The following is a 13132-nucleotide window of genomic DNA, read 5'->3' as shown; positions in this document are numbered from 1 at the left end:
GGGAAACGGATCGGCCACATCGGCCGATACCGCGCCCCGGGCCGACTTCACGGACCGTCCATCGCGATGAAGGTCGAGTTCGTTGACTCCCAACGGAAGGAGCACGGTGTCCAGCCGGTCCTGCGGGTGCTCGAGGGCACGCCTGCCCAGATCGCACCGTCGACCTACTATGCCGCCAAGACCCGCCCCGAGTCCGCGCGTGCGGCGTCCGACCGGGAGCTGACCGAGAAGATCACACGGGTGTGGGAGGCGAACTACAGCGTCTACGGGGCCAGGAAAGTCTGGGCGCAGCTGAACCGGCAGGGTGTGCAGGTGGCCCGGTGCACGGTCGAGCGGCTCATGCGCGAGGCCGGGTTACGCGGCCTGCTCCGTGACACGTCTCCTCGCACGACGCGGCCGGCGCCGGAGACAGGAAGGCCGACTGACCTGGTGGAACGTGACTTCACGGCGACGCGGGCGAACGAGCTGTGGGTCGCGGACATCACCTGGGTCTGCTGCACGGATTGGTGACATCTGAGTTGGCTTGCCGTGACGGCGAGCTGGGAGGATGTCGCTGTGCCCAAGCCCTACCCTCAGGAGTTCCGCGACGATGTCGTGCGGGTCGCTCGGGACCGTGAGCCCGGTGTGACCGTCGAGCAGATCGCGAAGGACTTCGGGGTCCACCCGATGACACTGTTCAAGTGGCTGCGCCAGGCCGACGCCAACGAGGGCGTCAACCCCGGTGTGAGCAAGAGTGACTCGGCCGAGCTGCACGAGGCCCGTAAGCGGATCAAACTGCTCGAGCAGGAGAACGAGGTCCTGCGCCGGGCGACGGCGTATCTGTCGCAGGCGAACCTGCCGGGAAAAGGCTTTACCCGCTCGTGAGCGAGCTGGCCGCGGACGGTGTCCCGGTCGCGGTGACGTGCCGGGTCCTGAACATCGCTCGACAGCCGTACTACCGATGGCGTGCCCGCCCGGTCACCGACGCCGAACTGGCCGGGGCATACCGGGCGGACGCGTTGTTCGACGCGCACCGCGACGATCCGGAGTTCGGCTACCGGTTCCTCGCCGATGAGGCCCGCGACGCCGGCCTGTCGATGGCGGATCGGACCGCGTGGCGGATCTGTTCGGCCATGGGCTGGTGGAGCGCATTCGGCAAGAAACGCGGCCGCAACGGCAAGAAGGCCGGCCCGCCGGTCCACGACGACCTGGTCCGCCGCGAGTTCACCGCCACCGCGCCGAACCGGCTGTGGCTGGCCGACATCACCGAACACCGCACCGCCGAAGGAAAGCTGTATCTGTGCGCGGTCAAGGACGTCTGCTCCAACCGGATCGTGGGCTACTCCATCGACTCCCGGATGAAGTCTCGCCTCGCCGTCACCGCGCTGACCAACGCCGTCGCCAGGCGTGACGGCGTCGCCGGTTGCGTGGTGCACACCGACCGCGGATCGCAATTTCGATCAAGAAAGTTCGTCCGCGCGCTCGCGCGTCACGGCCTGACTGGCTCGATGGGCCGGGTCGGCGCCGCGGGCGACAACGCCGCGATGGAAAGCTTCTTCGCGTTGCTACAGAACAACGTTCTCAACCGGCGCACCTGGTCCACCCGCACCGAACTGCGGACCGCGATCGTGGCCTGGATCGAACGCACTTACCACCGCCGCAGACGCCAAGCCGCCCTCAGCCGGTTGACCCCCATCGAATACGAAGCAATCATGACCACGTCAGCCAGCCAGGCTGCGTGACTACCACTGTCACCTACTCGTGCAGCAGACCCCTCGTCGAGATCGATAGGAGCATGGTTTGGCGCGATGAGCCGGTCGGCAGCGTGCGCGGTGTGACAGGCGAAGACCACCAGTCGCCGCATGCCCCGTTCGCCTTCGGCGGCGTCCGCTTGCGTTTTCGCGTATAGGCGCACGAGGTCGTGCATGCTGTAGCGCTTGGAGGAGTGCTGCTGCACGAGCGACACGCGCTCTAGCGCCCGCAGGACTGACACCGTCTCATGTTCTGGCAAGCCGACCAAGTTAGCGGCAGCAGACAAACTGATGTCGGCCCCCGGAGCAAGGCCCAGCATCGTGAACACCCTGGCCTGTCCCGCGGGCAGTGCCCGGTACGACCACGACAACACAGCCTTCAGATTGGCGGCCGGCTCGCCCTCGTCCAGCGCGCTCAACCGGGATGAGGTGTCACGCAACTCCGCAGCTAGATCCGCCAGCGGAATCTGTGGGGCGAGCATGGCGCGGCTGGCCACGATGCTCAACGCCAAGGGCAGTCCCGCACACCAATGCACCAACTCCGTCACCGCTGCGGGCTCGGCCGCGAGTCGCTCTGCCCCCAGTCGGCGGGACAGCAGTACCCGCGACTGGCGTTCGTCGAGCGCTTCCAAGGTCACGGGGTTGGCGCTGTGCCGGGTCACCAGTTCCGACATGCGGTCCCGGCTGGTCACCAGGACTGTGCATGAGGAGTCTCCTGGCAGCAAGGGTGCTACCTGCGCACTGTCCCGCGCATTGTCAAGCACGATGAGCATCCGTCGTTTCGCTACGAGGCTGCGGTAGAGCCCGAGCTGCGCGGCGAGCTCCGCGGGTACGTCGTCGGCAGCGACACCCAGAGCGTCCAGAAAGCCGCGCACCGCCTCGTAGGATGGCATCGGATTGTCGCTGGGATCGAAACCTCTCAGGTCGACGAAGAGCTGACCGTCTGGGAACCGGTCCTCGTGGTGGTGGGCCCAGTGCAACGCCAACCACGTCTTGCCGAGTCCGCCGGCGCCGCCGACCGCGGAGATCACCACTGTGGAGCCGTGCTCGGACTGGGCATCGAGTGCTGCTGTGAGCCGATCCAGCTCGTTCTTCCGGCCGGTGAACAGACTGGAAGCGGCCGGGAGCTGCCTCGGTATCACCGGCACACGGCCAGCGTGGTTGACAGTGACTGTGTCGATCCGCCCAGCCTGCAGGAGGTTCCTAGCACGGTCCCGCTGACCAGGTTGTGAGTCTCCGAGTCACCCGCCATGACCGTCAGTGTGCCCGACTGTCGGGTCCTCACCGGGGTTGGTGTCCCCAGGGACTTGAACCCCCACGTGTCCGAGGGGGGACTTGAACCCCCACGCCCTTGCGGGCACTAGCACCTCAAGCTAGCGCGTCTGCCATTCCGCCACCCGGACTGGGTTGTCAGCGTTGCTGACAGGACAGAGAGTACATGATCGTCTCAGGGGATTCCAAATCGGGGGTAGGTGTTGGGGTTTGCGCAGGTCAGGACGGGTGGTGCAGGGGTTGGGCGGTTGGTAGGGAGGGTGGGTGGGTGGGATATGGGAGGCGGGTGCGGGCGGGGTGCTTCAGGGGTTCGGGAGCGGGGTGAGACCGGCGCGGCAGCGGCGGTTGGGGTGGTTGGCGTCGGAGGGTTGGGTTGGTGGCCAGGCCATCAGCACCGCGGCACCGGGAGGGGTGCGGGGGCGTTGGTTCGTGAGGGGTGCGGGGTCGGGGAGTTGAGAAGTCGGGACTGGGAAGTGGGGACTGCCTCACTGGTGGGTATAGGTGATGACGTCTCACGTTGTGTGCTGTGACGGTGTGGTTGATCGCCACCAGTTGCTGGTTTCTGTTGATATCCGAACGGCGGGCCCGCCGGCCAGTGCCGAGCCCAGGGCCTGGCCGCATCGGTTGAGCGAGGTGCGGCATAGAATCGGCCGTTGTGAGCGCGGTCGGCGTCGGTCTTGACCTGCTCGGCCTGCCGCCGGCGGCCGATACCCGGCTGACGGTGCGGGACACCCTGGAACATCAGGCCGAGTTGGTGCGGCAGGCCCACGGCCGCCGTCGTGCCGTGGTGGCCCGGTTGCTCCGTGGGCACGGCATGGCCGACGGGACCGACGAGCGGATCTTCGCCACGCCGCTGCCGATCGAGGACGCTCGGCTGCTGGTGGCCCACGAGCACGGATACCGGGACTGGGCGGACGCGACGGAGCACGGCGCCGACCTGGTCGACCGAGGTTTCGAGGCGACGGCCGATGCCGTGGTGACCGGCGACGTCGACACGCTGCGGACACTGCTGGCGCAGCGGCCGGCGCTGAGTGCGACGCGTTCGACGTACCCGCACCATGCGACGCTGTTGCATCATGTGGCCGCCAACGGGATCGAGCACAACCGGCAGCATTCGCCCGACAACGCCGTGGAGGTCACGCGGATGCTGTTGGCTGCCGGGGCGGACCCGAACGCGCGGTGTGAAACCTACGGCGGGCGGTGGAGCACTCCGTTGGAGCTGTTGGTCTCGTCCGCCCCGCCGGCCGACGCCGGGGTGCAGGCCGATCTGGTCGAGGCGCTCTGCAACGGTGGCGCATCCCCGGACGGACCCGACGCCGACGGCGCCCCGTTGTGGACCGCGATCAGCTGGGGCTACACGGACAGCGTGCGGCGGCTGGTGGGCTGCGGCGCGCGGGTGGACAACCTGGTCTTCGCTGCGGTGGCTGGCGACTTGGCGCAGGTGGCCGGCTACTTCGGTACGAACGCGGAGGCCGTCCGCCCGCGTCCGATCGAGCGGGTCAACCACCGTGGTGCCGTGTTCGACCCGGCCCGGACGCTGGAGTACGCGCTGATCTACGCGGCCAGCCACGGCCGGGCCGACATCGTCGAGTACCTGCTCGCCAAACAGCCGGATCTGTCGGTCAGGGAGCCGGTGCACGGTGCCACCGCGCTCGGCGCAGCCGGTTACCACCACCCCTCCGCCGGCCGGCCCGCGGGCAGCCCGGCCGTGGTCAGACTGCTGGAAGCCCACACGCGCTGATCCCAGAGGTCACGCCCGAACCCGCCGCCAGACGAGCACGACGACGGCCCCAGCGAGGATCACAGCCGTGAGGGCGAAGGGGACCGGGATGAGGGGGTCGATGAGGACGAGGAGCGCGGCCAAAGGCAGCGCGGTGTTGACGACGCGGTCGGCGTGGGGCCTGATCGCCAGGGCCCAGATGCCGAGGACGAAGACGGCGAGGGGGATTGTGTAGGCGAAGGACGCGTAAGGCAGTGCGGTGTGCCCGGTGAGGACGTCGGTCTCGATCTCGATGCCGGCGGAGAACGCGCCGGCGGCGGCGAAGACGAAGAAGTGCCCGTACACGTAGGCCAGGGAACTCGCGACGTCCCTGATGGCGTGGTGGTGCGGCGGCCAGAAGTAGATCCACCACAGGGCCGCCGTGGCGATGAGCGTGAGTGCGGCGATGCCGATGAGCCGGCCGGGCGACTCGACGTCCCGCTGGGCCTCGATGATCGCGTTGGCGGACGCGAGCAGGCTCTCACCGAGGAGGATGAGGGTGAACAGGCCGTAGCGTTCGGTGATGTGGTGTGGATGCCAGGGCGTGGTCCCGGTGCGCTCGGCGACGATCGGCACGATCAGTTCCGCGGCGATGAGCACGATCAACGCGACGGTGAACACCCCGGAGGGAAGCAGCAGGGAGGCGAGCCACAGGACTTGGACCAGTGCGATGCCGGTCGCGTAGATGAGTGTTGCTCGGCGCGTGGGCCCTGACAGCCGGGACGCGCGGAGCCACTGTGCGACGAGTGCCCCGCGCATGACGACGTAGGCGATGACGAGCACTGAGTAGTCGTGTTCCCCGAAGGCGGGGCCGATGCCCGAGGCGAAGACGAGCACGCCACCCATCTGCAGGATGGTGAGCACCCGGTACAGCCAGTCGTCGGTGTCGAAGGAGGTGGCGAACCAGGTGAAGTTCATCCAGGCCCACCAGATTCCGAAGAACACGAAGCCGTAATTGGCGATCGCGTCGAGCGCGTGCCCTTCGCTGAGCCCGTGGTGCAGCTGCGCGGCGGCGGTGCTCACGGCGACGACGAAGACGAGGTCGAAGAACAGCTCCAGCGTGGACGCGGCCCGTCCGGCCTCGTGCGGGTCGCGCGGAGTCATCGGGACGAGCCGGAATCGGGATTCGGGTGTCATGACGTGTCGGTCGATCGCCGATAGTTCGGTCAGATGGCCAGCCCCCCCGCCCCCGGCGACCATGATCTCCTGCCCAGTGATGTACGCGGCGTCGTCGGAAGCCAGGAATGCGACGGTCCGGGCCATGTCCTCCGGCACGCCAAGACGGCCGAACGGGTTCTTCTCCGCAATGGCCGCCATCACCGCCGCGACGTCGTCGGATTGTGCGCGGAGTGAGGTCCGTGTCATGGTGCCGGCGGACACGGCAAGATCCGGGTAGGCGGACAGATCGGTCCGGGTAGACGGACACCAGACCGCCGGCCTGGCGGACACGAAATCTCCGGAAGAAGTACCTGAACAGCCATAACAGGCGGAACCCCTCCGGTCGGGGTTGGCTTCGGATGCCGTCCAAAGCACCCAAGCCCAGACCCCGACCCGGAGGGACTCCTTGACCAAGTCTGACAGGGAAATCATGGAGATTCTCGAAGCGTTCGACCGAACGAGGTGCGCTCACTCCGCAGCGCATCTGGCCGGGGTGGACGAGAAGACAGTCACCCGATATGTCACGTTGCGTGACAGTGGTCATGACCCGTTCCAGCGGTCCCGACGTGCCCGGTTGATCGACCCGTTCCTGGACAAGATCGAAGAGATGGTGGAGGACTCCCAGGGCCGCATCCGCGCCGACGTGGTGCACCAACGCCTGGTCACGATGGGCTTCACCGGCACCGACCGGTCCACCCGCCGCGCGGTCGCGGAGAGCAAGACGGCGTTCAAGGCCGGTCACCGGCGCAAGTACCGGCCCTGGGTGCCCGAGCCGGGTATGTGGTTGCAGTTTGACTGGGGTGAAGGCCCCCGCGTCGGCGGCCGGCGCACCCAGTTGTTCTGCGCCTGGCTGTCCTGGTCGCGGTTCCGGGTCGTGTTGCCCTCCTGGGACCAGACCCTGGGCAGTCTGGTGTCCTGTTTGGACACTGTGCTGCGTCGGATCGGCGGCGCACCAACGTATCTGCTCACCGACAACGCGAAGACCGTGACGATGGACCGTATCGCCGGGGTCCCGATCCGCCATCCTGAGATGGTCGCGGCCGGTCGGCACTACGGCTGCAAGGTCGAGACCTGCGAGCCGTTCGATCCGGAGTCCAAGGGCGGTGCCGAGCACACCGTCAAGATCGCCAAGGCCGACTTGGTGCCCACGGCCGCGAACCTGCTGCCCGCCTACAACTCGTTCACCGACCTGGTCGAGGCCTGCGTCAGCTGGTGCGAGCGGGTCAACGGCCGCGCTCACCGGGAGACCGCGGCCGCCCCGGTCACCCGGCTGGCCGCCGAACACGCCTACCTGCATGTCCTGCCCGCCGAGCCCCATGCGATCGCCTTGGGCGAGGAGCGCCTGGTCGACATCGACCAAACGATCCGGTTCGGGTCGGTGCGCTACTCGACACCCGACGGGCATCAGGGCAGCAAGGTCTGGTGCCGGGTTGCCGGCGACGAGCTGGTGATCACCGCCCGCGTCGAGCACGGCCTGGTCGAGATCGCCCGCCACGAGCTGTCGACGCCGGGCAACCCGAGGATCTGTCAGGCCCACTATCCTCACCACCCCGGCCAAGCGTTCCCACGCGAGCCGAGGATCAGACCGCGCACCGAGTTGGAGATCGGCTTCCTCGCTCTGGGCGAGGGCGCTCGACGTTGGCTGGTGGAGGCCGGCGCGACCGGGGTCACGCGGATCAGGGCGAAGATGACCCGCGCGATCGAGTTGGCCGCGGTCCTGGGCACGGGCGAGGTGGACGAGGCGTTGGGGCTGGCCGCGTTCGCGGGCCGGTTCGGCGAGGACGACCTGGCCTCGATCCTGGATCATCTGGCCACCGCCGGCGCTGCGATCGGGGAGGTCGTGGTGATCGACGAGAACCACTCCGCCCAACCGGGCACCACTGGCTGGGAAAGGTTCGGATCATGAGCGGCCCCAAGGCGCCCGAGCTGCCCGAGGACCTCGACCGCGTCCTGCGCCGCATGCGGTTGCCCTACCTGCGCAAGGCCGCACCCGACATCCTGGCGACGGCTCGCGCGCAGCGCTGGGATCCCGCCGAGGTGGTCCGGGTCCTGCTGGCTGAGGAGGTCACCGGCCGCAACTGCGCGACCAGGCGGATGCGGCGCAAGGCCGCGAACTTCCCCACGGGCAAGACATTCTCTTCCTGGCGGCCGGAGGAGTCCTCGATCGCCGAGGCCACCCAGCAGTCCCTGATGACCCTGGAATGGCTTGGCAGGCATGAGAATCTGGCGTTGGCCGGGCCATCGGGGACGAGCAAGTCGCACTTCGTCGAGGCCCTCGGGCACGCCGCGATCGAGCAGGATATGCGGGTGGCCTGGTTCACCCTGGAGACGCTGACCGCCGCGATCGGCAAGGCCAAGGTCGACGGGTCGGTGGCCCGGACGATCTCCCGGATCTGCGGCTGCGATCTGATCGTGGTCGACGACATCGGGATGCTGCCCGCTGGGCAGGACGCCGCCGAGGCGTTCTACCGGATCATCGATGCCGCCTACGAGCGCCGCTCGATCGCGGTGACCAGCAACCTGCACCCGTCGGGATTCGATTCGATCATGCCCAAGACGTTGGCCACCGCGACAGTCGATCGGCTGCTACATCACGCTCATCTGGTCACCACCAAGGGCGACTCTCACCGGCTGGCCGAGGCGCTGGCCGGTAAGGGGGTGGTTGCGTTGGCTTGACCGCCCGTCCGGAGAACTGGTGTCCATCAGCCTGGAGTTCTGTTGTCCGCCCACCCGGCGGTCGGAAGTCCGTCCACCCGGCGGTCGGAAGTCCGTCCAGCCGGAGCTGTTCGTGTCCGTTGACACATGGGTGTGTCGGTGAATCCCGGGCTGATCGCGTTGATTCGGATGCGGCGGGGCGCCAATTCGAGGGCAAGTGTCGGGATCATGCCCAGAAACGCGCCGTGCGACCCGGCCGTGACGCTGTTTCCGGTCAGACTGCGGGTCGCCCCGATGCCGACGGTGACAATGACCGAAGCGCCCTCGGTCAGTAGCGGCAGTGCCTTGGCCAGCGTGAAGAACTGGCCTTTGGTGTTGACGGAGAACACCTCGTCGTAGGCGGCTTCGTCGGCGGTGGCCAGCGTCATCGGACGGCTGACGCCGGCGTTGAGAAACAGCGTCGTCAGACTCCCGAATCGTGCTCCGACTTCGGACACGACCTTGTCGGTCTCCGCGAGCGATCGTGCGTCGGCCGGTAGGACCAGGACATCCTCGGGCAGCTCTGCCCGCGCCCGGGCGACGCCCTCCGGACGTTGTCCGGTGACGGCAACGCGGTAGCCGCGACTGTGCAGAAGCTCGGCGGTCGCCTTCCCGAACCCGCTGGTGCCGCCGGTGATCAGGGCTGTACGTGCCGACATGGTGATCACTCCACTGTGGTCATAACCGAGTCGGTCGACGCTAACCCGCCTTCGATCCGCAACCTGGGGCCACTTGGCCGGCGGTAACGGGAACCACCGGATTGGTCCCCGTTGCCGGACGGCAAGTGGACCCAGGTTCCCAGTCGAAACCGGTCTAGTTTTGGCGCCATGTTGCCTGTCGAAAACGCCAGGGTCACCGATGGCCAATGGGCGAAGGGGAAACATTCGGGGGAGCTGTCCTTGAAGGCCGTCGCCCAGCGAGAGCGGGTGTGGTCGGTCGCCACTGTGTTTGCGCGGCTCGCATTGGCCGCCGGGTTCCTTTCGGCCCTCGCCGATCGGTTCGGCTTGTGGGGCCCATCGCACACCGGGCAGGTCGGGTGGGGCGATTTCGCCGCGTACACCGCCTATACGCACCAGCTCTCGCCGTACCTGCCCGACGGCCTGCAAGGCGCCGCCGCGTGGGGCGCGACCGCCGCGGAATCGTTGCTGGGCCTGGCATTGCTGGCCGGCGTCCTCGTGCGCTGGTCGGCCTGGGCCGCCACGGCGCTGCTGCTCTGGTTCGCGCTGTCGATGGGGCTGTTCCTGGGCTGGGAAGCGCCGCTGAGCAACTCCGTCCCCGCCGCCGCGGCCGCCGCCCTCCTACTGGCGCTCGCGCCCGTGGACACGTTCGCCCTCAGCGTCGACAGAATTCTCGACAGGAAGCGAACGGCCGGGTCACAGATCGTTGGTCGTGTTGTGGCCATTGCCGCGCTGGCCGGCGTCACTGCCTGCGGCTCCGCCAACGGAAGCATGCCGGCGACAGCCGCGGCCAGCTCGGCGCCGCCTCAGGTGAGTGTCCTGCTCCAGCAGGCCCTTCCGAACGCCGAGGGCAAGACGTTCACGTCGCAGATCGTGGACTTCCCGCCGGGCGCGGCGGCGCCGCCGCACCGGCACGGTCAGGCTTTCGTGTACGCCTACGTGCTGCAAGGTGCTGTGCGAAGCCAGGTCGACGAAAAACCCGCGACCACGTACCACCAGGGCGAGAACTGGTTCGAGCAGCCGGGCGCACACCACGTCGTCGCCGCGAATCCCAGTGCGACCGAACGGGCCAAGCTGCTGGTCGTCTACGTCTCCACCACCGGAGACCCGCTCCAGGCCAACGATCCTCACTCGTGAGTCGCGATTCGACCGATCCGTATCGTTGTCCGACATGACCGAGCAAGCGGCCGGCGGCACCCGGACCTCCGGCCTCGACCTGCATCTGGGCCATATCGGCCGCAATGTGCGAGCGGGGCTCATGGATGCCTTCCGGGAGGCGATCCGCAGCGGGCGGTTGGCGCCGGGGACGCGGCTGCCGTCGAGCCGGGTACTGGCGACCGACCTCGGGTTGGGCCGCAACACCGTGGTCCGCGTGTACTCGGAGCTGATCAACGAAGGATGGCTCACCGGGGTGCACGGTTCCGGCACCGAAGTGGCGCAGCGTTCGGCGGAACCGGCGGGCGAACGGGAACGGCCGCGCCCGCCCGCGGCCCGCCCGCAGCTGGTGCACAATCTCCGGCCCGGGCAGCCGGATCTGTCGTCGTTCCCGCGCGACGAATGGATTCGGGCGGTGAAGCGGACGGTGAGCACGGCACCGTTCGACGCGTTCGGGTACACCGATCCACACGGCCGGAGTGAACTGCGTGAGGCCGTCGCCCGGTATCTGGCCCGCGCCCGGGGACTGCGTGCGCGGGCGGACAATGTGGTGGTGTGCAGCGGGGCCGCGGAGGGCTTGCGGCTCGTGGCCGCGGCGCTGGCGAGGGCCGGGGTCACCACGGTGGCGGTCGAGGAGTTCGGCCTGCAGACCCAGCGCGAGGCGTTGGTGAACGCGGGGCTCGACGCGGTCCCGATCCCGGTGGACGCGGACGGCGCCGACCTGTCGACGCTCGATCAGGCGCCGATCCCGGGAGCGGTTCTGCTGACGCCGTCGCACCATTTTCCCCTGGGGGTGGCGCTGCATTCCGACCGGCGGGCGGCGGTCGTCGACTGGGCGCGGCGGCGGGGCACGCTGATAATCGAGGACGACTACGACGGCGAGTTCCGCTACGACCGGTCTCCCGTGGGCGCGTTGCAGTGCCTCGATCACGACCACGTGGTCTACATGGGCACCGCGAGCAAGTCGCTGGCGCCGGGACTGCGCCTCGGCTGGCTCGTCCTGCCGGACCACGTCCTCGGCTCGGTCGTCGGGCAGAAGGGGGAAACCGAGGAGACCGTCGGGTTCGTCAACCAGTTGGCGATGACCGAGTTCATCGAGTCGGGGGCGTACGACCGGCACATCCGCGCGATGCGCTCGCAGTACCGCCGCCGGCGCCAGCAGCTGGTCGAGACGATCGGCCGGCACTCACCCACCGCGCGGGTGACCGGGATGTCCGCCGGGCTGCACATCGTGCGCGAACAGCTCGGCCGGACCGGCGTCGAACTCGTGCGCCGCGCCGCTCGCGAGCAGCTGGTGATCGAGCCCCTCGACCTCTTCCGACACCCCGAGTCCACATCGGACCGTGACGGCGTGGCCATCGGATTCGCCGCGCCTTCCCCCAGCGGCTGGTCGGGCGCGCTCGACGCGTTGGTTCGCGCGCTGCGGTGACGCCACGATTGGTTCCCGTTCCAGGATGCCAAGTGGACCCAGATTCCGGGCGGAAACCGGGTTAGCGTCAGGGAACTGGACCACCGGGTCCGAGGGGCGATGCGGGAAGGTGCCGGATGAAGGCGATTGTGGTGTCGGATCAGGCCGCGGGAACGGCCGGGATGACGCTGGCGGAACGACCGCAGCCCGCGGCGGCGGGAAACGATGTGCTGGTTGAGGTTCACGCGTCGGGGTTCACTCCGGGGGAGCTGGAGTGGGACACGACCTGGACCGACCGCCTCGAGCGTGATCGGACGCCGTCGATTCCCGGGCACGAGCTGGCCGGCGTGGTCAGCGCTCTCGGTTATGGCACAACGGGTCTGTCGGTGGGGCAGCGGGTGTTCGGCCTCACGGACTGGACGCGTGACGGCACCCTGGCCGAGTACGTGGCCGTCGAGGCGCGCAATCTCGCGCCGCTGCCCGGCGACATCGACTTCACGGTCGGCGCGAGCCTTCCGATCTCGGGTCTGACCGCGTGGCAGGGATTGTTCGTGCACGGCCGCCTTCAGATGGGGCAGAGCGTCCTGGTGCACGGCGCGGCCGGTGGAGTCGGTTCGGTGGTGACGCAGCTGGCCCGCGAAGCCGGCGCCCATGTCATAGGCACCGGACGTGCCGCCGACCGGGAGACCGCGCTCGGCTTCGGCGCGCACGACTTCGTCGACCTCGAGAACGACAGGTTGGAAGACGTCGGCGGCGTCGATCTGGTGTTCGACGTTTTCGGCGGAGAGGTTCAGAAGCGGTCCGTGGGCCTGATCCGAGCCGGAGGAACCCTGGTGACCATCGCCGGCCCGCCCGAGACTCGACCCGCCGACGGCCTGGCGATCGACTTCGTCGTCGAGGCCGACCGCGCCCAGCTGGGTGAGATCGCGCAGCGGGTGCGGGACTGTCGACTGCGAACACTCATCGGCAACGTCGCGAGCCTCGACGATGCCGTCGCCGCCTTCAACCCGACGGAGCGGGTCAGGGGGAAGACGATCATCCGCGTTCGCCCGTGAGGACGGCGACGCGATCCTCGGCAAGTCAAGGCCACAGCAGCGCGGCCGCGCCGAGGCCGGCCAACGTAGGCAGCTGGCCAAGGCGTGGCCGGCCTCATGCGCCGCGGTGTTCACCACGTTGAGCAGTTCGCGCCGCCGGTCGATGCGGCGCTTTTGCGCTGGTTTTACGCAAAACAACGTCTTGTGTTGTCGGTTTCCTGGAAATCCGTCGCAGGGTTTGTTTC

The 13132-nt window shown here is 68.4% G+C and carries 11 protein-coding genes and 1 tRNA gene; 8 read left to right on the top strand and 4 right to left on the bottom strand.

The window, feature by feature from the left end; all coding sequences use genetic code 11:
* Positions 1-66: 66 nt before the first annotated feature.
* Together KUTG_RS60565 and KUTG_RS01625 are read left to right on the top strand one after the other, a co-directional pair.
* Entirely contained in the window at positions 67-510 is a 444-nt protein-coding gene (locus tag KUTG_RS60565) for an IS3 family transposase (protein WP_198046962.1), read from the top strand.
* Between the two features lie 45 nt (positions 511-555).
* Positions 556-1721 (top strand): IS3 family transposase gene (locus KUTG_RS01625; protein ID WP_232240595.1). Its coding sequence is split into 2 segments (ribosomal slippage): positions 556-840 and positions 843-1721, totalling 1164 coding nucleotides; the frame shifts between segments, so codons are not numbered across the junction.
* On the opposite strand, the gene KUTG_RS01620 is transcribed toward KUTG_RS01625, so the two are convergent.
* Positions 1628-2878, bottom strand: a complete 1251-nt coding sequence (locus KUTG_RS01620; RefSeq protein ID WP_043714376.1) for an NB-ARC domain-containing protein — start codon at positions 2876-2878, stop codon at positions 1628-1630. The genes KUTG_RS01625 and KUTG_RS01620 overlap by 94 nt on opposite strands.
* A 172-nt stretch (positions 2879-3050) precedes the next feature.
* Positions 3051-3133 (bottom strand) — tRNA-Leu (locus tag KUTG_RS01615).
* 524 nt (positions 3134-3657) lie between these two features.
* Between KUTG_RS01615 and KUTG_RS01610 the strand changes: the two genes are divergently transcribed.
* The gene (locus KUTG_RS01610; RefSeq protein ID WP_052393703.1) at positions 3658-4743 is read left to right on the top strand and encodes an ankyrin repeat domain-containing protein; all 1086 of its coding nucleotides are present in this window, start codon (positions 3658-3660) and stop codon (positions 4741-4743) included.
* Between the two features lie 9 nt (positions 4744-4752).
* On the opposite strand, the gene KUTG_RS01605 is transcribed toward KUTG_RS01610, so the two are convergent.
* On the bottom strand, positions 4753-6351 hold the full coding sequence (locus KUTG_RS01605) for an SDR family oxidoreductase (protein ID WP_084578776.1): 1599 nt from the start codon (positions 6349-6351) through the stop codon (positions 4753-4755).
* Between KUTG_RS01605 and istA the strand changes: the two genes are divergently transcribed.
* A complete protein-coding gene (gene istA, locus KUTG_RS01600; protein ID WP_043714374.1) occupies positions 6350-7825 on the top strand; it encodes an IS21 family transposase in 1476 nt (491 codons plus the stop codon). The genes KUTG_RS01605 and istA overlap by 2 nt on opposite strands.
* Entirely contained in the window at positions 7822-8595 is a 774-nt protein-coding gene (gene istB / locus KUTG_RS01595) for an IS21-like element helper ATPase IstB (protein WP_043714372.1), read from the top strand. Before istA ends, istB begins: the two co-directional genes overlap by 4 nt.
* A gap of 26 nt (positions 8596-8621) precedes the next feature.
* Here istB and KUTG_RS01590 read toward each other — a convergent pair whose 3' ends face one another.
* Positions 8622-9272: an SDR family NAD(P)-dependent oxidoreductase gene (locus KUTG_RS01590; protein ID WP_084580929.1), complete on the bottom strand. Its 651-nt coding sequence runs from the start codon at positions 9270-9272 to the stop codon at positions 8622-8624.
* A 111-nt stretch (positions 9273-9383) separates the two neighbouring features.
* Between KUTG_RS01590 and KUTG_RS60560 the strand changes: the two genes are divergently transcribed.
* The 3 genes from KUTG_RS60560 to KUTG_RS01575 all read left to right on the top strand — a co-directional run bounded on the left by KUTG_RS60560 (position 9384) and on the right by KUTG_RS01575 (position 12908).
* Positions 9384-10427: a cupin domain-containing protein gene (locus KUTG_RS60560; RefSeq protein ID WP_198046961.1), complete on the top strand. Its 1044-nt coding sequence runs from the start codon at positions 9384-9386 to the stop codon at positions 10425-10427.
* Positions 10428-10461: 34 nt separating this feature from the next.
* Positions 10462-11874 carry a MocR-like pyridoxine biosynthesis transcription factor PdxR gene (locus KUTG_RS01580; RefSeq protein WP_043714371.1) on the top strand — a complete coding sequence of 471 codons (1413 nt, stop codon included), beginning with the start codon at positions 10462-10464 and terminating at the stop codon, positions 11872-11874.
* 116 nt (positions 11875-11990) lie between these two features.
* On the top strand, positions 11991-12908 hold the full coding sequence (locus KUTG_RS01575) for an NADP-dependent oxidoreductase (protein ID WP_043714369.1): 918 nt from the start codon (positions 11991-11993) through the stop codon (positions 12906-12908).
* The last annotated feature ends 224 nt before the right edge of the window (positions 12909-13132 follow it).

Source organism: Kutzneria sp. 744, assembly GCF_000568255.1.
GTDB lineage: Bacteria > Actinomycetota > Actinomycetes > Mycobacteriales > Pseudonocardiaceae > Kutzneria.
This window is presented reverse-complemented; position numbering and strand designations above follow the sequence as displayed.

Excerpts from the sequence above, each read along its gene's own strand:
- KUTG_RS60565 (WP_198046962.1), top strand. The coding sequence starts at position 67 with ATGAAGGTCGAGTTCGTTGACTCCCAACGGAAGGAGCACGGTGTCCAG.
- istA (WP_043714374.1), top strand. The coding sequence starts at position 6,350 with ATGGAGATTCTCGAAGCGTTCGACCGAACGAGGTGCGCTCACTCCGCA.
- KUTG_RS01605 (WP_084578776.1), bottom strand. The coding sequence starts at position 6,351 with ATGATTTCCCTGTCAGACTTGGTCAAGGAGTCCCTCCGGGTCGGGGTC.
- istB (WP_043714372.1), top strand. The coding sequence starts at position 7,822 with ATGAGCGGCCCCAAGGCGCCCGAGCTGCCCGAGGACCTCGACCGCGTC.
- KUTG_RS01590 (WP_084580929.1), bottom strand. The coding sequence starts at position 9,272 with ATGTCGGCACGTACAGCCCTGATCACCGGCGGCACCAGCGGGTTCGGG.
- KUTG_RS01580 (WP_043714371.1), top strand. The coding sequence starts at position 10,462 with ATGACCGAGCAAGCGGCCGGCGGCACCCGGACCTCCGGCCTCGACCTG.
- KUTG_RS01575 (WP_043714369.1), top strand. The coding sequence starts at position 11,991 with ATGAAGGCGATTGTGGTGTCGGATCAGGCCGCGGGAACGGCCGGGATG.